We start from the raw sequence: 25,294 nt of genomic DNA on the forward strand, positions 1-25,294 counted from the left end.
TCGTCGCGTCCCGCGGCGTTGCGCAGGCACCGCCCAGGCCGAACGGACAGGTCTCACTCCAGGCTCACCTCGCGCGCACAGCTCAAGTGCTCACCCAGCGCGTTCACTTCACGCGCTCACCTCACGCGCTCACGCCACGGGCTCACGCCACGCGCACTCCGCATGCGCTCACCCGGCGCGCTCTGCACACGCGCTCATGCCACGCGCTCATCCAGCGCGCCCGCTGCAAGGGGCGACCTCACGTGCGGGTGGCGGCGGCGTCGGTGGCATCGGCCGGCAGCCAGTGTTCGAGGGCTTGCAAATGCTCATCCAGGGCCGATGTCAGGCGGGCCAGGGCGGTGGGCACCGTCGGGTCGGCCTCGGGTCCGGCGCAGGCGCGCTCCAGGGCGTGGGCCTCGGCCGCCAGGCCCGCCATGCCAAGGTTCGCGGCGGCCCCCTTCAGCCGATGCGCGGCACTTTGCAGAACCGTCAGGCCCTCGGCCTCGGCCGCCCCGAACAGATCCCGGTGCGTCGCGTAGTGGCGAGTGAACTGGCGCAGCAGCTTGAGCAACAGGGGCCGTTGGCCGGCACAGCGGCGCAGGGCGGCGACGAAATCCGTGTCGGGCATATCGGGCCATGACTCGTCCGGGACCGGGCCGGTGGGGTCGGGCGGCACCGGCGGTACCGGCGGTGTGGACGGCGCGGTCACAGCGGTGGGCACAGCGGCGTGAGGAGGCGCCGATGGTGCCCCGTCCCCCTCGCCAGACCCCACCGGGCCCGCCGGGCGCCGGGGCCGGGCCTGGGGCACGACGCGCGCGATGCAGGCCATCAACGCATCCGCGTCGACGGGCTTGTTCAGGTGGTCCTTCATGCCGGCGTCGATGCTGTGCTGGCGGTGAGACGCCATCGCGTGGGCGGTGACGGCCACCATGGGCAGCTCCGGGTCCAGCTGTCGCAGCGCCGCCGCGGTCTGGTAGCCGTCCATGCGCGGCATCTGGACATCCATGAGCACGAGGTCGAAAGCCTGCGCCCCGTGGGTCTCCACCAGTCGGATGGCCTCCTCGCCGCTGGCGGCCTGCAGGGATTCCACGCCGAAATGGGCCAGGATGTCCTGCAGGATCTCCCGGTTGATGTCCACGTCGTCGACCACCAGGACGCGCAGGCCGCTGAGGTCGCGGGCCTCGACGCCGCCGCCCGGCAGGCTGGCGGGGGCGTCGACCTCCTCCAGCGGCAGCAGGACCGTGAAGGTGGCGCCCTGGCCCGGCGTGCTGCTGACGCTCAGCGTGCCGCCCATCGCCTCGACCTGGCGGCGGCTGATCGCCAGCCCGAGGCCGGAGCCGCCGTACTTGCGCGTCGTGGAGGAGTCGGCCTGCTCGAAGGCATGGAAGATGCGCTCGTGGTCCTCGGCCGGAATGCCCGGCCCGGTGTCGCTGACGGCAATGCTCAGCTGCTCGCCGTGACGGCGGAGGTAGAGCGTGACCGAGCCGTGTTCGGTGAACTTGATGGCGTTGGCCAGCAGATTCACCAGCACCTGGCTCACCCGCAGCGGGTCGAGCACCACATGCGTCGGCACGCCTTCGCTGGACCACTTCAGCGCCAGCCCTTTCTCGACGGCCCGGTCGCTGACGAGATCCATGGCGTCCTTCACCACGGCGGCCAGGCGGACCGGCAGCCGCTCGACGGGGAGCTTGCCGGATTCGATCCGCGTGTAGTCCAGCACGTCGTTGATGACGCCCTGCAGATGGCGCCCGGCCCGCAGGATGCGCTCGAAGGCCTGGACCGCCGTCGGGTGCTGCGCCCCGTTGCGGCGGCCGAGCTGGGCCAGCCCCAGCATTGCGTTCAGCGGCGTGCGGATCTCGTGGCTCATGTTGGCCAGGAAGTAGCCCTTGGCCTGGGCCGAGGCCTGGGCCTCGTCGCGCGCCGCGCTCAGTTCGCGCTGCAGCGTCTTGAGCACGGTGACGTCCGTACCGAGATGCAGCGTGGCATAGGGCTTGCCGCGCTGGTCCGTCAAGGGCACGGTCGTGGTCAGGTAGTCCCGCTGGTCGCCGCCCGGGTGCCGGACCTGCTCCTCGACGGTCACCGATTGCCCGGTTGCCAGGACGGTCTCGTCGCGCTCCTTGGCCTCGGCGGCGTAGGCCGCGTCGAACAGGTCCTTCATGGCGCGCCCCAGCACGGCGTCGCGGGGGCGTCCGATCGCCTCCTCGAAGTAGCGGTTCACCATCATGAAGCGCCCGGCCGGGCTGCGCACCGACAGCGTGATGGGCAGGGCCTCGATGATCTCCTGCATCTTCTGGCGTTCGGACTTCTGCTCCGCCGTGCGGGCGGCGACCTCCTCCTGCAGCAGCTCCCGATGCTGGCGCAGCTCGGCCTCGGCCATGGCGCGGGCGGTGACGTCGTGGATGAACATCACGACCTGCATCTCGCCATAGAACTCCACGCGGTCCAGCTTCAGGTCCAGCCACAGCGCGGTGCCGTCCCGCCGCCGTGCCTGCCAGGAAAAGACCTGCACGCGGCCCTGGGCGGCCCCTCGTACCCGGCCGAGGAACTCCTCCCGGTCGCCCGGCCGGTCCAGCCCCAGCAGCGAGGTGTCCAGCTCGGGCAGCTGCGTGCAGCCGAACAGCGCCATCGCCTGGTCGTTGGCATACCGGACGGCGGCGGTGTCCGCCTCGATGATCTGGATGCCGAACAGCGCACCGTCCAGCAGGCGGCGCAGGCGCTGCTCGCTGCGGCGCAGCTCGTCGCTGCTGTCCTGCTGGCTGCGCATCGACTGCAGAAGCAGCTCGTGCGACGACTGCAGCGAGGACGTGGCATGCCAGAAGATCGCCGAGAAGCGCGTGACGAGCCAGGCGCACAGCATCAGCACCGTCAGGTAGACCACCACGAAGCTGCCCACCGGCGGCGTGTTGGCGGGCGTGGGGCCCGTGATCCAGCCCACATCCTGCGCCATGCCCAGCAGGGCGATGCCCGAGGCGGCGATCAGCGTAACCGCCCACATCAGGCGGCGCCCCGCGAGGAAGGCGGCGGTCAGGGTGATCAGCAGCACACCGGGAATGCCGGAGGAGTGCACGCCGATGCCGTAGACGTAGGCCGCGCCCAGCAGCATGCAGTTGGCAAGCAGGCAGAAGACGCACATGGCGGCCCGCAGGCCCCAGCGCTTCGCCAGCAGGCCGCACACGATGCACAGCAGCAGCACCGACGCCGACGTGCCCATGCGCGCGACGCGCTGCGGCCAGGGAATGGCGAACTCCAGCGCCAGGGTGCCCATCTGCAGCACGGCCGCGCAGCCGGTGACCAGCAGCAGGCGGTTGCCGACGCTGTGCAGCGCGACGTCGATGTGGCGCCGGAACTGATCGACGTAGTTGAAGTCCGGCGTGAAGGCCGCATCCACGGGCGGCGGGGCAGGGTTGGAGTCCATGGTCGCGTCCGTGGCGGCGGAGGTGGGCAGGGGGCTAGATGAAGGTCCCGAGCTTCCGGATGACCCGGCCCAGGAAGTCCTCGTTGGCCTGGCCTTCCTTCAGCACCCCGAGCAGCCGGTCGCGGTTCTCGGTGATGAGGAGGTTGATGTGGTCCTCCTGCGGGCTGGTCAGCCCCAGGTGGATGAAGCTCTCCTCGAACTGGTGCTGCAACTCCTCGAACTGCGAGCGCACCGCGGTCTGGAGCCGGTGGTTGCTGTCGGCGATGTCGGTCAGGGCGCGCCGCGTGATCTGGATCAATTGCCGGATCTCGGCCAGCTCCTGGCTGGTCATCTCGTTGTCGAGCGCGATCAGGCGGCTCGTCATGGCCTCGACCAGCAGGGCGATGTTGTCCAGCGCGCGGCCGGCCTTGTCAGCGGCGGCGGCATCCAGCGCGGAGCGGTCCATCGGCAGGTCCCGCACGAACAGCGTCACGGAGCCGTAGGCAAAGCCGGTGTGCGGTCCCAGCGAGCGGATGCGCTCGCTCCCCGTCGCCTGCTCGACGTGCTCCAGCAGCGACAGCTCCAGCGCCGAGCACTGGGTCTTTGAATTGCGGGACACCGTGTCCCGCCGCCCCCGCAGCTGCAGGCAACCGTCGTAGCCATAGGCCTGCAGGGATTCGAACAGCGCCTCCGCCACGGCATCGTAGGAGTGGCAGTTGTTCAGCGCCCGCTGGAAGCTCAGCGCCACGCCGGCTTCGCCCACCATGTCCGCGGTGCTCATCACCGCGTTCATCGCCTCGTCCAGCTGCCCGCTCATCTCGCGGGCCCGGTCGACGCGGCTGAGCTGCAGCCCGATCTTGGTGCTGAGCTCGCTGGGATCGAAGGGCTTGGGCAGGTAGTCGTCGCCGCCGGCAGCGTAGCCCAGCAGGCGCTCCTCGATGGAGGTCTTCGCGGAATGGAAGACGATCGGGAGATCCGGGTAGAGCGCCTTCAGCGCACGGCAGGCGTCGTAGCCGGACAGACCGGGCATGTCGACGTCCAGGATCAGCAGGTCAGGCAGGGCTTCTTCACAGGCTGCCAGGGCGCTCTCGCCCGTCAGCGCGAGGCGTATGTCGAACTGTGCGCTGAGGTTGGCGGCGAGCATCTCCAGCGTCGAATCCTCGTCGTCCACCAGCAGCAAAGACTTGCGTCGGTCCATCGTCCACTCCGTTGACTTGGGCGGCCTGATTCGCTGTGCAGACTTCCTCTTTCCGTCACAGGGGCCGCCTCTTTGCCGAACTGAGACTAATCGTCTGCCGTGATCGCCACAAGCCCGCCCCGGCGCAGATACGCAACGCCTGACCCCCGCCCGCGAAGGGCATCACGACTGGGCTGATGCTTGCACGCGACGGCGGCGAGGGCATGGCCCGAACAGGGCTGCCAAAGCCGTGGGGAACGGGCATTCCGTCACACGGATGCTTGCGCAACGGTCTGGCTTGTCCCCTCTTGCTGGCGAATGGAGGGGAATTTGGACGTCATTCATGGGACAGACAAGGCCTTTGGAAGGTGGAATGACGGGTGATCGCCCAGTGGCGCCATCGCCGATTCTCGACAGCGCCTGCCAAGCTCGTTACGCTCATCAGCAAAGCCTGTCACCTGAAGGCGAGGGCCCCTCGGGGCCGCTCCGGGGGCAGCGGTCAGGGGGATCCCCTGTCGAGGCAGGCCGGCCATTTCACTTTTCGCGCGACGCCTTCCGGCGTGCACGGTGCAACGAGACGAAGCAGGGGGCCCATGGTGTCGAATCAACACGCGACTGCCCAAGGCAGTCAGCCTGTGCTAACGCTGTGGATGCTGATGGCGCTGGGCGTGCTGCTGCTGCTCGTGGCCTGGCGCGGCGACCCCCTGGCCCTCCTGGGGCTTCCGCTGCTGCTGCTCATCCATCGCGGGCAGGCCCCGGCGCCGCGTCCTGAGCCCACGCCGGAGGCCGGCCACGGCCTTGCGCTGCTGCTGGGGCGGCTGCTGCCGGTCTGGTCACGCCAGGTCGAGGCCGCCGACCGCGCGCTGCAGTCGGGCACCGAGGAGCTGCTCGAGAGCTTCACCCAGATCGTCGAGCACCACCAGCGCATGCCCGAGGAGCCCGAGCTGGCCGAGACGGTCTGGCAGCAGGCCGAGAAGGCGCTGCAGGGCCTGCAGTTCGCGGACCGGCTCTCCCAGATGCTGCTGGTGCTCAAGCGGGACATCGACAAGCTGGCCGTGGCGGCCCCCGAGCTCGACCAGGCGGCGCCGGCGGACGCCGAGCGCTGGCTTCAGGATTTGCACGACACCTACACGACCGACGAGCAGCGGGTCCGCCACGAAGGGCAGGGGCCCCAGGTGGTGCGAGGCAAGGGCGTGGATTTTTTCGACTGACTCAGTAGCGGAGAACACTCAATGAGCGGGAAGACGATTCTGGTGGTGGACGATTCGGGCTCCTTCCGGACCGTGGTCAAGCTGGCGCTTCAGAAGGCGGGCTACACGGTGCTGGAGGCCGCGGACGGCCAGGCCGCACTGGCGGTGCTGAATGGCGCTGCCAAGGTGCATCTCATCGTCTGCGACGTCAACATGCCCATCATGGACGGCTTGACCTTCCTCAAGCAGGTCAAGACGATGGCGGCCTACAAGTTCACCCCCGTGATCATGCTGACCACGGAGTCGCAGGAATCGAAGAAGGCCGAAGGGCGCGCGGCCGGGGCGAAGGCCTGGATCACCAAGCCCTTCCAGCCCTCGCAGCTGGTCGACGCGGTCAACAAGCTCTGCGTCTGAGCGGCGAGCCATGACGGTCGCTCTGTCGCTCACCGCGGGCCCGGAGCTGTGCATTGCGCAGGCGGCGCAGATCCAGTCGGACTGGCTGCAGCTGCTGGCCGGCGTCGAGGCTGGCCAGCCCTGCGAGGCGCAGCTCGATCTCTCGGGCGTCGAATCCTTTGACAGCGCCGGGCTGCAGCTGCTGCTCGCGCTCAAGCTGCAGCTGGAGCGGCAGGGGGGGCAGCTGGTGCTGGCATCCCCCGGTCCCGCCGTGCGCGACGCTCTCGGCGTCTTCGGGCTGGACGACACCCTGATGCCGACGGCAGGAACCACCGGGGCCGCTTCATGATCACGCAGGACGACGACGCCGAAATCCTGGCGCAGGCGCGCGCCGGCTTCATCGACGAAGCCCACGAGATGCTCCAGCAGTTCGAGGACGCCATGCTCGTGCTCGAGTCCGCGCCCGACGACGGCGAGAGCCTCAACGCGGCCTTCCGGGCCGCTCACACCATCAAGGGAACGGCCGGCCTGTTCGGCTTCGACCGCGTCGTGCATTTCACGCACGAGGCCGAGGCGCTGCTGGAGGCGCTGCGCTCCGGCGAACGCCCGCTCGACGAGCCGGTCATGACGGCCCTGCTGGAGAGCCGCGACCAGATCGGGCGCCTGCTCGCCGAGCTGGGCGATCCCGACGGCTCGCCCGAGACCGAGGCCCTGGGGCGCGAGCTCGTCGGCCGCCTGCGGGTCTTGCGCGGTGCCGAGGCGCTGTCCGAACCGGAGCCTGCCGCCGCTGCCGAGGCCGCCTTCGCCCCGGAGAGCGCCGAGGCGGTGCGGCCGGTCTGGCACCTGTCGCTGCGCTTCCTGCCCGATGCGCTGCGGGCCGGGCTTGATCCGCTGGCCTTCCTGCGCTACTTGAACAAGCTGGGCGAGGTCATCGCCATCCGCACGCTGGTGGAGGCCGTGCCGCCGCTGGACGAGATCGACGCCGAGGCCTGCCACCTGGGCTTCGAGCTGCGCCTGCAGTCCGAGACGGCGAGCCTGGCGGACATCGAGGGCGTCTTCGAGTTCGCCGCGGAGGACAGCGACGTGCGCATCCTCCCCCCGGGCAGTGCACCGGCGGCCTTCGAGTCGCTCGTCGAGCACCGCTGCGGCGATGATGCGGCGGCCCGTGCGACGCTGCTGTCGATCTGGGAGCAGCTCGGCCTGCAGTTCGCGCTGCGCGAGTCGGTGGCGCCGCCCGCGGAGCCGGACGCCGAACCCGTGGTGGTGCGCCACATCGAGCGGCGCTCCGCCGAGATCGCCGCCCGCAGCGACCGCCGCAGCGGCGAGGGCGACCGCCGCCAGCAGGGCCGCGACCGGCGTGCCGGCGACGAGACCCGCTTCGTGCGGGTGCGGGCCGACAAGCTCGACCACCTGATCGACCTCATCGGCGAGCTGGTGATCGCCGGCTCGGGGGCGCAGATGGTGGCGCACCTGGAACGGTCGGCGCCGCTGCAGGAGGCCACCGAACGGGTGATGACCCTGGTGCAGGAAACCCGCGACGGTGCACTGGCCCTGCGCATGGTGCCGATCGGCGAGACCTTCGGCCGCTTCCAGCGCGTGGTGCGCGACCTCTCCAAGCAGCTGGGCAAGGAGATCGAGCTCGTGGTCACCGGCGGTGACACGGAGCTCGACAAGTCCGTGGTGGACCAGATCGCCGACCCGCTGATGCACCTGGTGCGCAACAGCCTGGACCACGGCATCGAGCCGACCGCCGACCGCCTGGCGGTGGGCAAGTCGGCCACCGGACAGCTGCGCCTCAATGCCTACCAGGAGGCGGGCGCCATCGTCATCGAGGTCAGCGACGATGGTCGCGGCCTGGCCCGTGAGCGCATCCTGGCCAAGGCCATCGAGCGCGGGCTGATCCCGCACGACGCCGACCTCGCCGACAGCGAGGTCTGGCAGCTCATCTTCCTGCCTGGCTTCTCGACGGCCGAGGCCGTGACCGACATCTCGGGCCGCGGCGTCGGCATGGACGTCGTCAAGCGCAACATCGAGGCCCTGCGCGGCAGCATCCAGCTCTTCAGCCAGACCGGCCACGGCACCACGACCCGCATCCGCCTGCCGCTCACGCTGGCGATGATCGATGGCTTCCTGACCATGGTCGGCGGCGTGCATTACGTGCTGCCGATGTCTGCGGTGGGCGAGTGCATCGACGTGCCGCCCGAGCATGGCGCGTCGCCGGAGCGCATCAGTGGCACCTTCAACCTGCGCGGCGAGATCCTCCCCTGGCTGGACCTGGCCCGCTTCTACGGCGTCGAGCCCACACCGCTGGCCGCCGGGGCGCGCCGCAGCGTGGTCGTGGTCCGGCATGTCGACCAGCGTGTCGGCCTTGTCGTGGACCGCCTGATGGGCGAGCACCAGACCGTGATCAAGCCGCTGTCCGGCATCTTCAGCCATCTCAAGGCCCTGGCCGGCTCCACCATCCTCGGCTCCGGTGACGTGGCCCTCGTGATGGACATCGCCGGCCTGCTGGTTCACGCGCAGGCGCTGAGCCGGTCCTCCCCCTCCACCCTGGCGAGAAACCGAGCATGATGAGCTTCTTCCGCAAACTGCTCCTGTGGCAGCGCTTCCTGGTGCTGGGCCTGATCTCCCTCGCGGCGGCGGCCGTGCCGCTGGCCCTGCTGGTGCACGAGCAGGGAGACCAGATCGCCGTGGCCGAAGCCGAGGACGATGGCATCGACATGCTGATGCTGTCGATGCCGGTGATGAAGTCCCTGCAGGTCCACCGGGGCCTCTCCAGCCTGGCCCTGGGCGGTGACGCGGAGGCCGCCACCCGGCGCCAGGCGTCGGCGGCCTCGGCCCTGGCGGCGCTCGATGCCCTCCAGAAGGCCCTGGCCAGCCGCCCGGCCTACCAGCCGAGCCTGGCGCAGACGCAGGCCTTGCGCCGGGACTTCAAGGCGCTGGTTGACCGCGTGGCGGGCCGCCAGCTGGACCCCTCGGCCAGCTTCGCGGCGCATTCGGCCCTGATCCAGCAGGCCCTTGGCGTGCTGGAGCGCGTGGGCGACAACTCGGGCCTCGCCATGGATCCCGTGGCCGAGACCTACTTCCTCGTGATCACCGCGGTGGACGCGATCCCGCAGGCCTCCGAGGCGCTGGCGGCCGCCCGCGGGCGCGGAGCGACGCTGCTCAACGCGTGGGCGCAGGGCAAGGACGCACCGGCCCTTGACCGCGCCGAGCTGCAGTCCCTGGCGCACCAGGCGGACTTCTGGCTCGACCGGTCCCGGCGGCAGTTCGAGAAGGCCATCGCCCTGCGCGAGGACATCAAGAAGGATGTGGACTCGCCATTCCGCGCTGCACAGGCCGCGACGGCGGCTTTCGAGGACCGGTTGCGTCAGCTGGCGGCGGCCACCCGGCCGCCCCTCAGCGCAGGCGACCTCTTCGCGCTTGGCACCCAGGCCGTGGAGACCCAGTTCACGCTGCAGCAGGCCGCGACCCACGCGCTCGACGAGCTCGTGATGGAGCGGATCCGTGTGCTCAAGTCCCACCGCCAGGTGCTGATCGCGAGCCTCGCGGTACTGCTGGTGGCCGGTGTCGCGATGGGCGTCATCATCATCCGCTCGGTCACGGTACCGATGCGCCGTGCGGTGGCCGCGGCGCGGGCCGTGGCAGACGGCGATCTGCAGTTTGACACCACGGACAGCGCGCGTGACGAATCCGGGCAGCTGCTCGCGGCCATGGGCGACATGCAGCGCCAGCTGCGTGAACGCCTGGACCGCGACGCGCTCACCGCGGCCGAGAACTCGCGGGTGCGCCAGGCCCTCGAGGCCTGCTCGACCAACGTCATGTTCGCCGATGCCGACGGCATCATCCTCTTCATGAACCGGTCGCTGGCCCAGATGCTCAGCGAGAACGAGAGCAAGCTGCGCGAGGGCCTGCCGAACTTCCGGGTCAGCGAGGTCATCGGCGGCAGCTTCGACCGCTTCCACCAGCGGCCCTCGCACCAGCGCGACGTCCTCGGGCGGATCAAGGGCGAGCACCGGGTCCGCATCCAGGTGGCCGGCCTCAGCTTCTCGCTGATCGCCAATCCCATCCTCGGCCCGGACGGCGAGCGGCTCGGGACCGTGGTCGAGTGGAAGGACATCACCGCCGAGCTCGCGGCCCGCGAGACGTCCGAGCGCGAGGCCGCCGAGAACCTGCGCATCCGCCAGGCGCTGGATGTCGCGGCGATGCCCGTGCGCATCGCCGACAACGCCGGGACCATCGTGTACGCCAACGAGGCGTTGATGAGCGTCCTGCGCCGGGACGAGGCCGCGTTCCGCGCGGAGCTGCCGGGCTTTGACGCCAGCCGGGTGGTGGGCGGCTCGATCGGCATGTTCTACCGGGACCCACGGGCGGCCATCGAGCGCCTGTCCGCCTTGCGCGAAACCGTGCAGTCCACGATGGTGCTGGGCGGGCGCACCTACGACGTGACCACGTCGCCGATCCGTGACGCACAGGGGCAGGTCCTCGGCACCGTGGGGCAATGGGCCGACCGCACCGATCAGATCGCCGCGGAGCGGGAGTTCGACTCGATCGCCACGGCCGCGGCCCAGGGCGACATGAGCGAGCGCATCGAACTGGCGGGCAAGCAGGGCTTCTTCCGGCAGAGCGGCGAGAAGTTCAACGCCCTGCTGGAGATCATGGTCGACACGATCCGCGAGGTGCGTTCCTCGGCGGCGCAGCTGACATCCGCCGCCAACCAGGTCTCGCAGACCTCGCAGTCGCTGTCGCTGTCGGCTTCGCAGCAGGCGGCCAGCGTGGAGGAGACGACGGCCTCGCTGCAGGAGATCGCCGCGAGCGTGCGGCAGAACGCGGACAACGCCAACGTGACGGACCGCATGGCGACGCAGGCGGCCACCGAGGCGATGGAGGGCGGGCAGGCGGTGTCGATGACGGTGGACGCGATGAAGCAGATCGCGACCAAGATCTCGATCATCGACGACATCGCCTACCAGACGAACCTGCTGGCGCTGAACGCCGCGATCGAGGCGGCGCGGGCGGGCGAGCATGGCAAGGGCTTCGCGGTGGTGGCGGCCGAGGTGCGCAAGCTGGCCGAGCGCAGCCAGGTGGCGGCGCAGGAGATCGGCAATCTGGCGGGCTCCAGCGTGTCACTGGCCGAGAAGGCCGGGCATCTGCTGAGCTCGATGGTGCCGTCGATCCAGAAGACCTCCGAGCTGGTGCAGGAGATCTCGGCGGCGTCGGGCGAGCAGAGCGACGGCGTGCAGCAGATCACCGGGGCGATGAACCATCTCTCGGGCTCCACCCAGCAGACGGCCTCGGCCTCGGAGGAGCTGTCCGCCACCGCCGAGCAACTCTCGGCCCAAGCGGCGCAGCTCGAGGAACTCGTCGCCCAGTTCCAGCTCGAAGCAAGGCACGCCCCCTCGGGGGCCGGGCCCAACGGACGTGGCTTGCGTCGCTGACGCAGGCTTCACTCCGATCAGATCCCGATCCAGATTCAGATTCAGGCGAGGACGAACATGCGTACCAATCTTCCAGTCACGCAGCAGGAGTACACGCTCAAGGAGGGCATGACGATCGTGTCGCGCACCGATCTCAAGGGGCGCATCACGTACATCAACGACGACTTCATCGAGGCGAGCGGCTTCACGACCGACGAGCTCATCGGGCAGCCGCACAACCTCGTCCGCCATCCCGACATGCCCGAGGAAGCCTTCGCCGACCTCTGGAACACGCTGAAGGCAGGCCGCCCCTGGACGGGGCTGGTCAAGAACCGACGCAAGAACGGCGATCACTACTGGGTGGTCGCCAACGCCACGCCGATCCGCGAGGGCGGGCAGGTGACGGGCTACATGTCGGTCCGCACGCGGCCGACCCGCGAGCAGGTCGAGGGGGCGGAGCGGCTGTACCGGCTGTTCAAGGATGGCAAGGCCCAGGGCTGGGAGATCCGCGAAGGGCATGGCGTGCGGCGCTCGGTGCTGAATGATGTCGCCCGACGCTGGAAGGCGCTGGGCGTGACGGCCAAGCTGGGGCTGCTCGGCCTGCTGGCCGTGGCCGGGACGGCCGCGGCCGCCTGGTTGGCGCTGGGCGCGAACTGGCTGGGGCTGGCCCCGGCCGCCGTGGCACTCGTCGCCCTGGGCGGGCTGATGCGGACCGGCAGCAGCCTGGCGCGCCAGCTGGTGAAGGCGGGCGCCCAGTTCGAGCAGTTCGGGCAGGGCAACTTCGACGGCATCGTCGTCGCCGAGTCCGACGACGAGATGGGGCAGATGATGCTCGCGATGAAGCGGGTGCAGACGCGCCTGGGCTTCGAGTTCGCGGACACCCGCCGCCGGGCCGACGATGCCGAGCGCATCCGCCAGGCCCTGGACGTCGCGGCGACGAACATGATGGTGGCCGACGCGGGCTACAACATCATCTACACCAATGCGTCCCTGCAGGAGATGCTCGCCACGGCGGAGGCCGACCTGCGCAAGGACCTGCCGCAGTTCAGCGCCGCCGCGGTGGTCGGCTCGAACATCGACCAGTTCCACAAGAACCCGGCGCACCAGCGCGGCATGCTGGACCGCCTGACCGGCACCCACAAGACGCGCCTGCACATCGGCGGACGACGCTTCGACCTCATCGTCAATCCGGTGAGCAGCCAGGGCAAGCGCCTGGGGATGGTGGTCGAGTGGCGCGACATCACGGCCGAGCTGGCCGCCCAGGAGCGCGAGCAGGCGCTGGCGGCCGAGAACGCACGGGTCAAGCAGGCGCTCGACACCTGCTCGACCAATGTGATGATCGCCGACAGCAGCGGCCAGATCGTCTACATGAACCAGTCCGTGGCCCAGATGATGCTGCGCAACGAGCCCGTGCTGCGCCAGGCGCTGCCGCAGTTCGACGCGCGCCGCATCGTCGGCAGCAACTTCGACGTCTTCCACCGGCAGCCCTCGCACCAGCGCAATCTGCTGGCGAACCTCAAGGCGGAGTACCGCGTCGAGATCAACGTCAGCAGCCTGATCTTCCAGCTGGTGGCCAACCCCATCGTCGATGCCAAGGGCGAGCGGCTGGGGACGGTGGTCGAGTGGAAGGACCGCACGGCCGAGATCGCGGCCGAACGCGAGATCAGCGAGATGGTCGAGGGGACGGTGCAGGGCGACTTCAGCCGCCGCATCGACATCGACGGCAAGGAGCCCTTCTTCCGCATGCTGGGCGAGAAGTTCAACTCGCTGGTGGATACGGTGAGCGGCACCATCCGTGAGGTGACGGTGGCGGCCGAGCAGCTCAACTCCGCGGCGGAGCAGGTCTCGCAGACCTCGCAGTCGCTGTCGCTGTCGGCTTCGCAGCAGGCGGCCAGCGTGGAGGAGACGACGGCCTCGCTGCAGGAGATCGCCGCGAGCGTGCGGCAGAACGCGGACAACGCCAACGTGACGGACCGCATGGCGACACAGGCGGCCACCGAGGCGATGGAAGGCGGGCAGGCGGTGTCGATGACGGTGGACGCGATGAAGCAGATCGCGACCAAGATCTCGATCATCGACGACATCGCCTACCAGACGAACCTGCTGGCGCTGAACGCCGCGATCGAGGCGGCGCGGGCGGGCGAGCATGGCAAGGGCTTCGCGGTGGTGGCGGCCGAGGTGCGCAAGCTGGCCGAGCGCAGCCAGGTGGCGGCGCAGGAGATCGGCAATCTGGCGGGCTCCAGCGTGTCCCTGGCCGAGAAGGCCGGGCATCTGCTGAGCTCGATGGTGCCGTCGATCCAGAAGACCTCCGAGCTGGTGCAGGAGATCTCGGCGGCGTCGGGCGAGCAGAGCGACGGCGTGCAGCAGATCACCGGGGCGATGAACCATCTCTCGGGCTCGACCCAGCAGACGGCCTCGGCCTCGGAGGAGCTTTCCGCCACCGCCGAGGAGCTCTCGGCGCAGGCGACGCAGCTGCAGGAACTGATGGCCTACTTCTGCCTCGAGGACTCGGCGGGCGCGGGCGGGCGGGGCGATGCCCGGGGATCCGCGGGCGGTCAGGGCGCGCGAGGTGCTGCCGTCCGTCGCCGCACCGAGAGCGCGGAGTCCCTGCTGCCGCCGGCGTCGCCGCGCGGTCGCACGGCCGCGCCGCAGGAGCGCCCGCGCAACCGCATCGGGCAGACGTCGGCCCGTCCCGACGCCGGATCGCCGGGCAGCCAGGCCATCGACGAGGCCTACTTCAAGCGCTTTGAGTGACCATGAGTGCCGTGCTCCAGCACGAATCGACCGGGGGTGCGCGCCAGATGCTGCGTCTGGCCTGCATCCAGGAGTCGCTGCTCGTGCCCATTGATGCCGTCCGCGAGATTCTCGAGGTGGGGCGGCTCACGCCGCTGCCGCAGACGCCGGGCTTCGTGCGCGGCGTGATGAATCTGCGGGGCTCGGTGATCCCCGTCATCGACCTCTCCGCCCGCTTCGGCCACGGCCCCATCGAGGTGGGGCGTCGCAGCGCCATCGTCGTCGTGGAAGTGCCGGACGAAGCCGGGCGCCCGCCGCTGGCCATGGGCCTGCTCGTCGACGCGGTGTACGAAGTCCTGGACGTCGACGCCCGCGCCATCGAGCCCGTGCCCGCGCTGGGCATGGCCGTGCCGCCGAAGTTCGTGGCCGGGATGGTGAACGTGCGGGACCGCTACTCGAACCTGCTGAACCTGGCCCAAACGCTGTCTCCGGAGGAATTGACGTCCCTGATCGGCGAGGAGCATCCGGCCCCATGAGCAAGATCTCCGATGCCGCATTCAAGGGCGTCTGCGACTATTTCTTTCGCATCTCCGGCATCCGGCTGACCGAAGGCAAGCGTGCCCTGGTCCTGAGCCGGCTTCACCGCCTGTCCCAGGACTGCGGCTTCCCGGACCTCAACGAGTTCATCGCCCGCCTGACCCGCGGGCAGCTCGGCGAGGACGTCGCGGTGGCGGTGGTGGACCGGCTGACGACCAACGAGACCTACTTCTTCCGCGAGCCCGCGCATTTCGCCGACCTGCGCCAGCGGGCCCAGGGCCACCGCGCCGGCGAGGAATTCAGCGTATGGAGCGCTGCCAGCTCCACGGGCGAGGAGGCCTACAGCTGTGCCATGCTGCTGGCCGACACGCTCGGCAAGGCGCCGTGGCGGATCTGGGGCACCGACCTGTCGACCACGGTGGTGGCCGCGGCGCGGACGGGGCTGTATCCCGTCGATCGCATCGAGAACATGCCGGAGAACTACCTCAAACGCTACTGTCTGCGCGGCGAAGGGCCGTACGAGGGCCAGATGCTGATCGACCGCAGCCTGCGCCAGCGCGTCGAGTTCCTCGGGGCCAATCTCACGCAGGACCTGCCCCAGCGGCTGCCGATGTTCGACGTGATCTTCCTGCGCAACGTGCTGATCTATTTCGAGCCGCCGGCCAAGGCCGACATCGTGCGGCGCGTCATCACCCGCCTCAAGCCGGACGGGCTGCTCTACACGGGCCATGCGGAGTCCCTCTCCGGCCTGGACCTGCCCCTGCAGTCGATCGCGCCGGCCATCTACCGCCATGATTAGCCTGCCCTTGCCCAGCAAGACCGTGGGCTGGCATCCCGGCCCCGGTCCGTCCATCATGCTGCTCCCCGGGCAGCTCCATTTCGGCCAGAACGTGACCCTGAAGACACTCCTGGGCTCCTGCGTGGCCCTGACGCTGTGGCACCCCGAGCGCCGCATCGGCGGCATGTGCCACTACCTGCTGCCCACGCGCGCGCGCCAGCCGGGCATGCCCCTGGACGGCCGCTTCGGCGACGAGGCCGTGCTGACGATGGCCATGTGCATCGAGCGTGCGGGCGTGAAGCCCGACGAGTTCATCGCCCATCTCTACGGCGGTGCCGACACCATGCCGGACGGCGCTGCCGTGAAGCTCAATGTCGGCGAGCGCAACATCGAGCAGGGCTGGAAGCTCATCGAGCATTTCCGCTTCCAGCTGGATGGTGTGGATGTGGGCGACAACGTGCCGCGTCACGTGGTCCTCGACCTCCAGACCGGCCTGGTCACCGCCCGCCGCGGCATGCCCGCGGGCGCCACCGTCGGAGGTGGCGCATGAGCGGCATCAAGGTCGCCCTGGTCGATGACTCGGCCATCGTGCGCAAGCACCTCACCAGCCTGCTCGAGGGGGCAGGCATGGAGGTCGTGGTGACGGCCAGCGACCCCCTGTTCGCCTGGCCCAAGCTGCAGGCGAACTGGCCGGACGTCATCGTGCTGGACGTCGAGATGCCCCGCCAGGACGGCATTTCCTTCCTCACGCAGATCATGCAGCAGCGGCCGACGCCGGTGGTGATGTGCTCCACGCTGACCGAGGCCGGCTGCGATACCACCCTGCAGGCGCTGGCCGCCGGTGCCATCGGCTTCGTGACCAAGCCCAAGCTCGGTCTGCGGGACTTCCTGGAGGACGACAGCAACGGCCTCGTCGCCGCGGTGCGGGCGGCGGCCCGGGCCAATCTCCGGGCCTTGCCGCGCACGCCGGCCGCCGCCCCCGCCGCGCCTGGCAGGCCGCTCATCGAGCCCGTCGGGGCGGGCCTGCCGCGCCAGACCAGCGTCGCGGACAAGGCGCTGAGTGTCACGACGGACCGCGTCATCGCCATCGGCAGCTCGACCGGCGGGGTGCAGACGGTGGAGGCGCTGCTGCGCCAGCTGCCGCGCCAGTGCCCGGGCATCCTGCTGGTGCAGCACATGCCGTCGAGCTTCACGTCGGCCTTTGCGCGGCGGCTGAACAGCCTGCTCGACTTCGAGGTGCTGGAAGCCCGTGACGGCGACCGGCTCATCGACGGGCGCGTGCTGATCGCGCCGGGCGGGCGCCACATGCAGCTGCGGCGCAGCGGCGCCCAGTACGTGGTGGAGGTGCGCGACGGCCCGCTGGTCAACCACCACCGGCCGTCCGTGGATGTGCTGTTTCGTTCGGTCGCACAGGCGGCCGGGGCGAATGCGACCGGGGTCATCCTGACCGGCATGGGGGACGATGGCGCACGCGGCCTGCTGAGCATGCGCCGGGCCGGCGGACGCACGCTGGCTCAGGACGAGGCCAGCTGCGTGGTCTACGGCATGCCGCGCGCCGCCGTGGAGCTGGGCGCGGTGGATCAGGTGGTAAGTCTGGACGGCCTGGGCGCGGCGATCCAGGGCCTGCCGGCGCCCGAGGGTGGCTGAATCAGCTCAGGATGCTGCCGATGGTCTTCATCAGCTCCAGCGGGCTGAAGGGCTTGGCAAGGTAGGCATTGGCGCCGGCCGCCAGGCCCGCGCTGCGGTCGGCGCCGGTTCCGAGCGCCGTCAGCATGATGATCTTCGTGCGCCGCAGCCGGGCGTCGGCACGGACACGGCGGCACAGCTCCAGGCCGTCGATGCCGCCGGGCATCATCAGGTCCATCAGGATGAGGTCCGGCTGCAAGGTGCGCAGCAGATCCCAGCCGACGACGCCGTTCTCGGCTTCGTGGATGTCGTAGTCCTCGAACTCCAGAGAAATGCGCACGAGTTCGCGGATCTCGGCCTGGTCTTCGACGATGAGGATTTGCTTCATGGGCAACGATCAAATGGGGGGTGACGTGATGGAAATCACCTGGGGCGATGATGCCATTTGGGAAGGCCGGCGGACTGCCCTAAAGTGCCTTCAAAGCGTTCGGAATCGGCATCCCGGGCCCGTGTGAAAGAGAGACAAGGTCATGGCCATGCATCCCGCCCTCAACAAGAGCTTACGTCAGCTGGACGGGGTGTTGTTCGTCGCGGCCGGCGCCAATGCCCTGCTGGCGGCGGTGCTTTCCACCGGCAGTTTATGGATCGGCCCGCTGGTCGCGGTGGTCCTGGCGGCCGCCGGGGCCTGGCGGCGCCGGGGCAACCAGATGTCCCGCTACCTGGCCGTCGCCGCGATGCTCGGCGCCATCGGCCTGCAGGCCGCCGCGGCCCCCGGCGCGGCCTGGCCGCTGGGCAATCTCTTCCTCGCCCTGTGCCTGCTGCTGGGCTTCGAGGACTGGCGGCTCCAGCTCACCGCGGGCGGCCTCGCGCTGGCAGGCTCCCTGAGCCTGGGCGCCCAGGCCGCGAGCGGCGCGACATCGCGCGAGCATTGGCCCGAGGCGCTGATGCTGCTGTTCCTGACGGGCGTGCTCGTCTACCTCGCACGCCGCCAGGCACGGCGCTCGGCCGAGCGCTTCGAGCTGGAATTCCTCGTCAACGCCATGGGACGCCACGGCGCGATCCGCCTGAACATGGAGGCCATCAAGACCGTCTCGCACGTCGGCCAGCGTCTCAAGGAGAGCCAGCAGAGCATGGCCAGCACGCTGCGCCAGGTCCGCGACATGGTCGTGGGCGTGCAGCAGGCGGCCAGCGAGATGACCACCATGAGCTCCGAGCTGCGCGAACGCACGGAGCATACGGACAGCGGCCTGCGTGACGCCGCCATGAGCCTGGAGCAGATCAACGTGATCGTCACGGAGAACTCCAATGCGGCGCAGCAGGCGCGCGGCATGGCGGTCGAGGCCTCCACCATGGCCAGCAACGGCGGCCAGACCGTGACGAAGCTGGTGGAGTCCATGCGGCGGATCCAGGGGGCCTCGAACAAGATCACCGACATCATCAGCGTGATCGACGGCATTGCCTTCCAGACGAATATGCTGGCGCTCAACGCCGCCGTCGAGGCGGCCCGCGCCGGGGACCAGGGGCGCGGCTTCGCCGTCGTGGCGGGCGAGGTGCGCATCCTGGCGAAGCGCTCCTCGGAGGCCGCCCGCGAGATCAAGTCCCTGATCCAGGATTCGTCCGCGACCATCGATGCCGGCTGCCAGCTCGCCGACCAGGCCAGCGGTGCCATGCGTGACCTGGTGGGCGCCGTGCAGCGCGTGGGGGGCGTGTTCCAGACGCTGACCTCCGACACCTCGGAGCACGCGCAGGGCATCCACGTCGTGGCCGACTCCGTGCGCGAGCTCGACGAGGTGACGCGCCAGAACGTGGAGGTTGCGGATCGCTCCGGTCAGCTGGCCGTGCAGCTGCAGCGCAATGCCTCCGCGCTGGCCGAGGCGCTGAGCGCCTTCCGCATCGGCGGCGACGAGGCCGCGGCGGCGCTGTTGCAGGAGTCACGCGAGGCGCTCGCCCGTGTGGAGCAGGAGCTGGCGCAGCAGCAGGAGCCCCAGCGCGCCGGGCAGGGCAGCGGCGCGGCCGGGGTCGAGTTCTTCTGAGGACGCGGGCCGGCGTTCAGGCGTCCGGCGGACCGAGCCGGCGCGCGAATCCCAGCAGCGCCTCCGCGCCGAGCGCGCCCTGACGGAGCAGCGCCGCGAGTGCGTCGGCGTCCGGCCAGCGTCCCGCGGCGCAGGCCTGCTCGGCCAGGCGGAAGTCCGCGGCCAGCGCCTCGGCGCCCAGCGAGGCCGCCAGCCCCTTGATCGAATGCAGCGTCTGCTGGGCACCGCGCAGGTCGTTGGCCTCGCGGGCCTGCTCCAGCACCGCCGGCAGGGCCTGGACCTGCTGCTGCAAGCCCTCGCACATCCGCACCAGCAGCGGGGCCTTGCCCATCACCCGCTCCATGGCCTCCTGCAGCGCGAAGCCCTGCGCCGAGGCCTCGGCCAGCAGGGCGGGGTCCAGGCGGATCTGCCGCAGCCGCTCGCGCAGGCGCCGCATGGCGGGGGTGTCCGACTCGGCCGGCGGCGCGGGCTCGTCGGGCGACGGCGCCGCGGCCGGTGCGTCCGCCGCGGCGGGCGTCGGCGTCACGGCGGTCGGGGGAGGGCCGGCCAGCGACGGGCAGCAGCGGTGCAGGGTCTGCACCAGCAGGTTCAGGTCCAGCGGCTTGCCGACGAAGGCCGTCATGCCGGCCGCCTGGCAATCGGCCTGGTCCTGGGCCATGGCATTCGCGGTCATGGCGATGATGGGGAGCGTCGCCAGGCCGAGCTCGCCCCGGATGAGGCGCGAGGCGGTGAGGCCGTCCATCACCGGCATCTGCACGTCCATCAGCACGGCGTCGAAGTCCCCCGGCTGGTGGCGCAGGCGCTCGACGGCCAGGGCACCATTCTCGGCGAGCACGATCTGCGCCCCCTCGTCGCCGAGCAGCTCCAGGGCGACCTGCTGGTTGGTGGCGTTGTCCTCGACCAGCAGCAGCCGCGCGCCCTGCAGGCGCTGAGGGGCGGGGGCGTCGGGCGCGGACGCTGTCGCGGTGGCGTCCTGAGACAGGGCCTCGCCCAGCTGGCCTGGCGTGACCGGCATGACCATCACCCGCAGCCCGTGGGTCGCCAGGGTGGGTTCGCGTGCGGCCAGGCTGTGCTGCCCCTCCGCGGTGGTGAGGACCAGCACGCGCAGCGCCGGATGCCGCGCCAGCAGCCGCTGCGCCCAGTCGCCGAGGTCGGCCTGCGGGTTGAGCGTGTCCAGCACCAGCACGGGCGCTTCGCCGTCCGTCGCGGGCGGGGTGCCCGGCGAGGTGGCGAGCGCCGGGTCCAGGGCCTCCTCCAGCGCGTCGGCCTCCACACGTCGCAGCGGCTGCAGGCCGGCCTGGCGGAGCAGCGATGCCAGGCGTGCCAGGTCCTGGCCGTCCTCGGCCACCAGCAGGGCCGGCCGGGCGTGAGGCGGCTCGGCCTCGTGGGCTTGCTGGGCGTCGAGCACCCCGGTGCCTGTCAGCGGCAGGTCGAAGGAGAAGCAGCTGCCCTGGCCGGGCGCGCTTTCGACGGCGATGCGACTGCCCATCAGCTCCACCAGCCGCGCGCTGATCGCCAGGCCCAGCCCGGTGCCGCCGAAGCGGCGGGTCGTCGAGGCCTCGGCCTGCGAGAAGCCGCTGAAGATCCGCTCCTGGTGTTCGGAGGCGATGCCGATGCCCGAGTCCCGCACGGCGACACGCAGGCGCGGTCCACCGTGCTCATCCGGCTGGGGCCGCAGGCTGATCACCACCGAGCCCTCGGGCGTGAACTTCACGGCGTTGCCGGCCAGGTTGACGAGCACCTGCTGCAGCCGCAGGGCGTCGCCCTCCAGCACCGGCGGCAGCGCGGGATCGAGGTCGAAGTACAGCCGCACCGGCTTGCCCTGCACGGTGGCGCCGACGATGGTGCCGACGTCGCGCAGGAGCGGGTCCAGGGCGAAGGGCCGCGTCTCCATCGTCATCTTGCCGGTCTCGATCTTGGAGAAGTCGAGGATGTCGTTCAGCAGCCCCAGCAGCGAGCGCGCGGCGCCGGCCAGCTTGTCCGTGTAGCCCTTCTGGCGGGCGTCCAGGCGGGTCTTGTCCAGCAGCTGCAGCAGGCCGAGGATGGCATTCATCGGCGTGCGGATCTCATGGCTCATGTTCGCCAGGAACTGGCCCTTGGCGACGGCGGCGTTCTCCGCCGCCTTGCGGGCGACGATCAGGTCGGTGATGTCCACGCGGAAGCCCACGGTGTGGCCGTCCGCCATGCGCTGCTCGATCACGCGGATCCAGCGACCGTCGTTGAGCGCCTGCACATGCGAGGTGCCGCCGCGGCGGTGGGTCGCGAGGCGCTCCGCCAGCCATTCCTCCTCCCGCCCGAGGGCTTCGGGGTACTGGCCGCGCTGGACCCCGGTGCGCACGAGGGTCTCGAAGTCGATGCCCGGCTGCAGCAGGTCGGCGATGGCGGCATACAGCTCGCGGTACTTGTCGTTGCACAGCACGAGCCGGTCCTGCGGGTCGTACAGCACGAAGGCCTCGTTGATGGTGTCGATCGCACTGCGCAGCAGGCTCTCGGCCCGGTGCAGGTGCTGCAGCGTGCGCCGCTGCGCCGTGACGTCCATGTAGGTGGACACATAGCCGCCGCTGGGCAGCGGGTGGCTGCGCACCTCCAGGTGCAGGTCGGCGTCGGGGCGGTAGCGCTCGCGGGTGCACGGGCCGGCCAGCGAGGCCCGCGCGTTCGCGAGCGCCACGGCCTGCGCTTCGGCATGGCTGAGCTCGCCGTAGTCGCCCCGCTGGTGGAGGTCCGTGACGATGTCGGCGAGGGTCGTGCGCGCCTGGTCCCACAGCGCGGGATCGAGCCCGTAGAGCTGGGTGAAACGTTCGTTGTGCAAGGTGACGACAAGGTCCTTGTCGTAGACCGTCAGGCCGCAGGGCAGGGCCTCCAGCATGGCGCTCATCTGCTCGGTCAGGCGCTCCCGGATCTGCTCCAGGCGGCGGCGTTCGGTCACGTCGACGTAGGTGGTGACGAAACCCCCGCCGGGCATGGGGGCGCCGCGCACCTCGAGGGTCCGGCCGTCCGGTCGGGTGCGCTCGAACTGGTGGAAGGTCGGCTCGCGGGCCCGCTTCACGATGACCTGCACGAGGGCCTCCGCCTCGTCGGCATCGGCGTACTCGCCGTACTCGCCGCGCAGGGCGTTGAAGCGGATGATGCTGTCGAAGGTCACCGTCTCCCGGTCGAACAGGGCATCCGGGAAGCCCAGCAGTTCGCGGAACTGCGTGTTGTGGGCGACCAGCCTCAGGTCGCTGTCGAAGACGCTCAGCGCGCAGGGCAGGTTCTCCAGCACCGACATCAGCAGGCGGTGGCTGCGCTGGGTTTCGGCCTCGAGCGAGCGCCGCTGGCTGATGTCGGCAAAGGCGCCCACGAGGCGCACCGGGCCGCTGTCGTCGAACTCGGCCTCGCCGACGCTGCGCAACCAAAGCGTCGTGCCGTCCGGGCGGGTGAGCTCGAACTCGAAGTCCCAGCCCACCGATCCTGCCAGGGCCGCCTGCATCCCGCGGCGCAGCTGCGCGGCATCGGACTCGCTCAAGGCGTTGAGCAGATGCTCGAGGCCGAGTGGGTCCGGACTTTCCAGCTGCAGCAGACGGCGGGTCTGGTCCGAGAGGTCGAGGCGCTGGGTGGCGAGGTCCTGCTCCCAGGCGCCGATGCCGGCCAGGCGCTCGGCGCGGTCCAGCAGCTGGCGCTGCTGCCGGAGCTGGAGCTCGGCCAGCTTGCGCGCGGTGATGTCGATCTGCAGGCCCGTGACCCACAGCGGCTCGCCCCGGGCATTGCGCACGGCGATCCGGCCGGTGGACTGCACCCAGACCCAGTGCCCCGCGCGGTGCCGCAGCCGCAGCTCCGCGTCGAAGGTCGGCACCAGGCCCTTGAGATGGTCCTCCAGACGCCGCCGGACGGCGTCCCGGTCCTGCGGGTGGATGCGGGACAGCCAGCTCGCGAGCGTCAGCGACCCCGGCTCCTCGCCGTGATGGCCCAGCATGCTCATGCAGCGGCTGTTGTAGTCGATGCGCTGCTCCTCGGCCTGCAGGTCCCAGGTGCCCGCGGCCGTCCCCTCGATGATGTTGGTCAGGCGCGTGTGCTGCATCTGCAGCGCGTCGCTGGCCTTGCGCGCCTCGGTGACGTCCATGCCGATGGACACGTAGCGATCAATGCCGCCCTCGCTGTTGAGGCTTGGCGAGATGATGCAGTCCACCCAGAACAGCGTGCCGTCCTTGCGGCGGTTGCAGACCTGCCCCCGCCAGGAACGGCCGGCCTTCAGCTCGGTCCACATCGCCTGCCAGAAGCCGGCCGGGTGGATGCCGGACTTGAGCAGGCGATGGTCCATGCCCAGCAGCTCGGCCTCCGCATAGCCGCTCACCTCGGCCATCAGCGGGTTGATGCTCGTGATGCGGCCGGCCGGGTCTGCGACCGACACGATGGCGTGCCGGGCGACGGCCGCCAGCAGCGCATCGCTGTCGCCGCGGGCCTGGGCGTGCAGCGCCTCGCGGTGCTTGCGCTCCGTGATGTCGATGCCGACCTCGATGAAGCCTTCCAGCCTGCCGCGCTCGTCATGGATGGGCTGCAGGAGGATGTCGATCCAGTAGAGATGGCCGTCCTTGTGGCGGTTGCAGATTTCCAGCCGCGTTGCCTGCCCGAGCAGCCGGGCCTCGGCCAGCGCCTGCTGTGCGGCGGGATCGGAACCCGGATGCGAGAGGAACTCCCACGGTGGCCGGCCCCGCACCTCGTCCAGCGTGTAGCCGCTCGAGCGGACGAAGCCGTCATTGACCCAGGTGACGTGCATGTCGGGGTCGAAGCAGATGACCGCGTTGGCGGTCCGCTCCGCGACGGCCGCCAGACGGCGCACGTCGGCGGTCAGCTGGCCGGCGCGGACCTCGGCGCGGTCGCGGGCCGTGATCTGCACCCAGGCGAGGACGGCCAGCAGCAGCGAGCTGAGGGTGCCCGCGATCGGCAGGGCCAGCGGGCTGTCGGTCTCGAAGGCCTCGAAGAGCTGGGTGGGCGTCAGCCGGACCTGCAGCGTCTGGTCGCCCAGCCGCAGCGGGAGGGTGTCCGCCAGCGCGACGACGCGCGGCAGGCGGGCCGGGGTGTCACTGCCATCCTCGGCGAACAGGGGCGACCCGCCAGCGCCGGGCTCGGCGGCGAGGACGCGCACGCTCAGCTGCCCGCCGGCGGACCGGCTCACGCCCTGCAGGGCCTGTTCCACGACGATGGGCGCGTAGACCAGCCCGAGCAGCGCCTGCCCGCGCTCCTGGATGGTCTCGAGCGAGGCACCCGGGCGGTACAGCGCCTGGATCAGCAGAAAGCCCGGCGCGGCCTTGCCGTCCCGCACCAGGGTGATCGGTTGGGTGAAGGTCGGCCGGCCGCTGCGGATGGCGCTGTCGATGGCGTGTCGGCGCCGGGGTTCCGCACCGATGTCGCTGCCCCAGCTCGAGGCGTTGTCCTTGAGCGGTTCGATGTAGCGGGCGATGTACAGCAGGTCCTGGCCGGATCCGCTCGTCTTCACCTGGAATGCGCTTGCGCCCTCCGCCTGCAGCTGGCGCTCCAGTGCCGGGAGGCCGTCCGGGGCGACGCGGCTGATCAGGCCGAAGCCCGTCACCCCGGGGAACTCATGCGCCAGGTCCAGGGACTGCACATAGCGCTGGAACTCCCGGTAGCCCGCCTCCGGGTTGGCGGCGAAGACGCCCCGCACGCCCTGGAAGCCGTACTGGGCCAGGGAGAGCCGGCGCTTGATGTCGTTGACCACATGCTCCGAGGCCTCGTCGAAGCGGGCGTCGGAGGCCGCATCCTGGCTGCGCTGGGCAAAGCGGGTGGTCCAGGCCGTCGTCGCCAGGCCGAGCAGGCCCACGAGCAGGGGCAACAGCCAGCGGCGCGTGCGCCAGCCCTGCGCGAGCGCCTGCGGGATGTCTGCGGAACGCCTCATCGATCGTCCTGACCCTAGCCGTCGAAGGTTGCGGAACGGAAGTCCGCCTGCGAGTCTACGGCGAGGGTCCCGGCGCGCGCGTCTCTCCGGCGCGCCAGAGTTGCGATCGATTGCGGCCGAGTGCGGTCTAGTGCACGGCCGGGGCGA

The 25,294-nt window shown here is 70.5% G+C and carries 14 protein-coding genes and 2 pseudogenes; 12 read left to right on the forward strand and 4 right to left on the reverse strand.

From position 1 onward, the window contains the following. Positions 1 to 238: 238 nt before the first annotated feature. Complete coding sequence (locus QRD43_RS10125; RefSeq protein WP_285982347.1) at positions 239 to 3,394, reverse strand: ATP-binding protein; 3,156 nt, start codon at positions 3,392 to 3,394, stop codon at positions 239 to 241. A gap of 34 nt (positions 3,395 to 3,428) precedes the next feature. Further along, entirely contained in the window at positions 3,429 to 4,571 is a 1,143-nt protein-coding gene (locus QRD43_RS10130) for a response regulator transcription factor (protein WP_285982348.1), read from the reverse strand. A 572-nt stretch (positions 4,572 to 5,143) separates the two neighbouring features. Here QRD43_RS10130 and QRD43_RS10135 point away from each other — a divergent pair. From QRD43_RS10135 to QRD43_RS10185, 11 genes and pseudogenes are all read left to right on the forward strand, one after another. Then, positions 5,144 to 5,761 carry a hypothetical protein gene (locus QRD43_RS10135; protein ID WP_285982349.1) on the forward strand — a complete coding sequence of 206 codons (618 nt, stop codon included), beginning with the start codon at positions 5,144 to 5,146 and terminating at the stop codon, positions 5,759 to 5,761. Between the two features lie 21 nt (positions 5,762 to 5,782). Next, the gene (locus QRD43_RS10140) at positions 5,783 to 6,154 is read left to right on the forward strand and encodes a response regulator (RefSeq protein WP_285982350.1); all 372 of its coding nucleotides are present in this window, start codon (positions 5,783 to 5,785) and stop codon (positions 6,152 to 6,154) included. A gap of 10 nt (positions 6,155 to 6,164) precedes the next feature. Continuing rightward, entirely contained in the window at positions 6,165 to 6,482 is a 318-nt protein-coding gene (locus tag QRD43_RS10145) for an STAS domain-containing protein (protein WP_285982351.1), read from the forward strand. Continuing rightward, positions 6,479 to 8,704, forward strand: coding sequence for a chemotaxis protein CheA (locus QRD43_RS10150; protein WP_285982352.1), 2,226 nt, complete (start codon positions 6,479 to 6,481; stop codon positions 8,702 to 8,704). Before QRD43_RS10145 ends, QRD43_RS10150 begins: the two co-directional genes overlap by 4 nt. Further along, complete coding sequence (locus QRD43_RS10155; RefSeq protein WP_285982353.1) at positions 8,701 to 11,571, forward strand: methyl-accepting chemotaxis protein; 2,871 nt, start codon at positions 8,701 to 8,703, stop codon at positions 11,569 to 11,571. Before QRD43_RS10150 ends, QRD43_RS10155 begins: the two co-directional genes overlap by 4 nt. Before the next feature lie 108 nt (positions 11,572 to 11,679). Then, positions 11,680 to 12,942 (forward strand): annotated as a pseudogene (locus tag QRD43_RS22695) (PAS domain-containing protein); the annotation flags it as partial. A 276-nt stretch (positions 12,943 to 13,218) separates the two neighbouring features. Further along, a pseudogene (locus tag QRD43_RS10165) lies at positions 13,219 to 14,047 on the forward strand (methyl-accepting chemotaxis protein); the annotation flags it as partial. 259 nt (positions 14,048 to 14,306) lie between these two features. Next, positions 14,307 to 14,819, forward strand: a complete 513-nt coding sequence (locus QRD43_RS10170; protein WP_285982354.1) for a chemotaxis protein CheW — start codon at positions 14,307 to 14,309, stop codon at positions 14,817 to 14,819. Beyond that, the gene (locus QRD43_RS10175; RefSeq protein ID WP_285982355.1) at positions 14,816 to 15,619 is read left to right on the forward strand and encodes a CheR family methyltransferase; all 804 of its coding nucleotides are present in this window, start codon (positions 14,816 to 14,818) and stop codon (positions 15,617 to 15,619) included. The genes QRD43_RS10170 and QRD43_RS10175 overlap by 4 nt, the downstream gene beginning before the upstream one ends. Beyond that, on the forward strand, positions 15,612 to 16,148 hold the full coding sequence (locus tag QRD43_RS10180) for a chemotaxis protein CheD (protein ID WP_285982356.1): 537 nt from the start codon (positions 15,612 to 15,614) through the stop codon (positions 16,146 to 16,148). Before QRD43_RS10175 ends, QRD43_RS10180 begins: the two co-directional genes overlap by 8 nt. Then, on the forward strand, positions 16,145 to 17,245 hold the full coding sequence (locus tag QRD43_RS10185; protein ID WP_285982357.1) for a protein-glutamate methylesterase/protein-glutamine glutaminase: 1,101 nt from the start codon (positions 16,145 to 16,147) through the stop codon (positions 17,243 to 17,245). The genes QRD43_RS10180 and QRD43_RS10185 overlap by 4 nt, the downstream gene beginning before the upstream one ends. 1 nt (position 17,246) lies before the next feature. Here the strand turns inward: QRD43_RS10185 and QRD43_RS10190 are convergent, their stop codons facing one another. Beyond that, on the reverse strand, positions 17,247 to 17,612 hold the full coding sequence (locus QRD43_RS10190) for a response regulator transcription factor (protein ID WP_285982358.1): 366 nt from the start codon (positions 17,610 to 17,612) through the stop codon (positions 17,247 to 17,249). 148 nt (positions 17,613 to 17,760) lie between these two features. Here QRD43_RS10190 and QRD43_RS10195 point away from each other — a divergent pair, with 148 nt between their 5' ends. Continuing rightward, on the forward strand, positions 17,761 to 19,257 hold the full coding sequence (locus QRD43_RS10195; protein ID WP_285982359.1) for a methyl-accepting chemotaxis protein: 1,497 nt from the start codon (positions 17,761 to 17,763) through the stop codon (positions 19,255 to 19,257). A gap of 16 nt (positions 19,258 to 19,273) precedes the next feature. Here the strand turns inward: QRD43_RS10195 and QRD43_RS10200 are convergent, their stop codons facing one another. Next, positions 19,274 to 25,147 carry a PAS-domain containing protein gene (locus QRD43_RS10200; protein ID WP_285982360.1) on the reverse strand — a complete coding sequence of 1,958 codons (5,874 nt, stop codon included), beginning with the start codon at positions 25,145 to 25,147 and terminating at the stop codon, positions 19,274 to 19,276. Positions 25,148 to 25,294 lie beyond the last annotated feature (147 nt).

The sequence above is a fragment of the Roseateles subflavus genome (assembly GCF_030285365.1).
Classification (GTDB): Bacteria; Pseudomonadota; Gammaproteobacteria; order Burkholderiales; family Burkholderiaceae_C; genus Roseateles_B; species Roseateles_B subflavus.

Coding starts and splice junctions, on each gene's coding strand:
- QRD43_RS10125 (WP_285982347.1), bottom strand. CDS start 3,394: ATGGACTCCAACCCTGCCCCGCCGCCCGTGGATGCGGCCTTCACGCCG.
- QRD43_RS10130 (WP_285982348.1), bottom strand. CDS start 4,571: ATGGACCGACGCAAGTCTTTGCTGCTGGTGGACGACGAGGATTCGACG.
- QRD43_RS10135 (WP_285982349.1), top strand. CDS start 5,144: ATGGTGTCGAATCAACACGCGACTGCCCAAGGCAGTCAGCCTGTGCTA.
- QRD43_RS10140 (WP_285982350.1), top strand. CDS start 5,783: ATGAGCGGGAAGACGATTCTGGTGGTGGACGATTCGGGCTCCTTCCGG.
- QRD43_RS10145 (WP_285982351.1), top strand. CDS start 6,165: ATGACGGTCGCTCTGTCGCTCACCGCGGGCCCGGAGCTGTGCATTGCG.
- QRD43_RS10150 (WP_285982352.1), top strand. CDS start 6,479: ATGATCACGCAGGACGACGACGCCGAAATCCTGGCGCAGGCGCGCGCC.
- QRD43_RS10155 (WP_285982353.1), top strand. CDS start 8,701: ATGATGAGCTTCTTCCGCAAACTGCTCCTGTGGCAGCGCTTCCTGGTG.
- QRD43_RS10170 (WP_285982354.1), top strand. CDS start 14,307: ATGAGTGCCGTGCTCCAGCACGAATCGACCGGGGGTGCGCGCCAGATG.
- QRD43_RS10175 (WP_285982355.1), top strand. CDS start 14,816: ATGAGCAAGATCTCCGATGCCGCATTCAAGGGCGTCTGCGACTATTTC.
- QRD43_RS10180 (WP_285982356.1), top strand. CDS start 15,612: ATGATTAGCCTGCCCTTGCCCAGCAAGACCGTGGGCTGGCATCCCGGC.
- QRD43_RS10185 (WP_285982357.1), top strand. CDS start 16,145: ATGAGCGGCATCAAGGTCGCCCTGGTCGATGACTCGGCCATCGTGCGC.
- QRD43_RS10190 (WP_285982358.1), bottom strand. CDS start 17,612: ATGAAGCAAATCCTCATCGTCGAAGACCAGGCCGAGATCCGCGAACTC.
- QRD43_RS10195 (WP_285982359.1), top strand. CDS start 17,761: ATGCATCCCGCCCTCAACAAGAGCTTACGTCAGCTGGACGGGGTGTTG.
- QRD43_RS10200 (WP_285982360.1), bottom strand. CDS start 25,147: ATGAGGCGTTCCGCAGACATCCCGCAGGCGCTCGCGCAGGGCTGGCGC.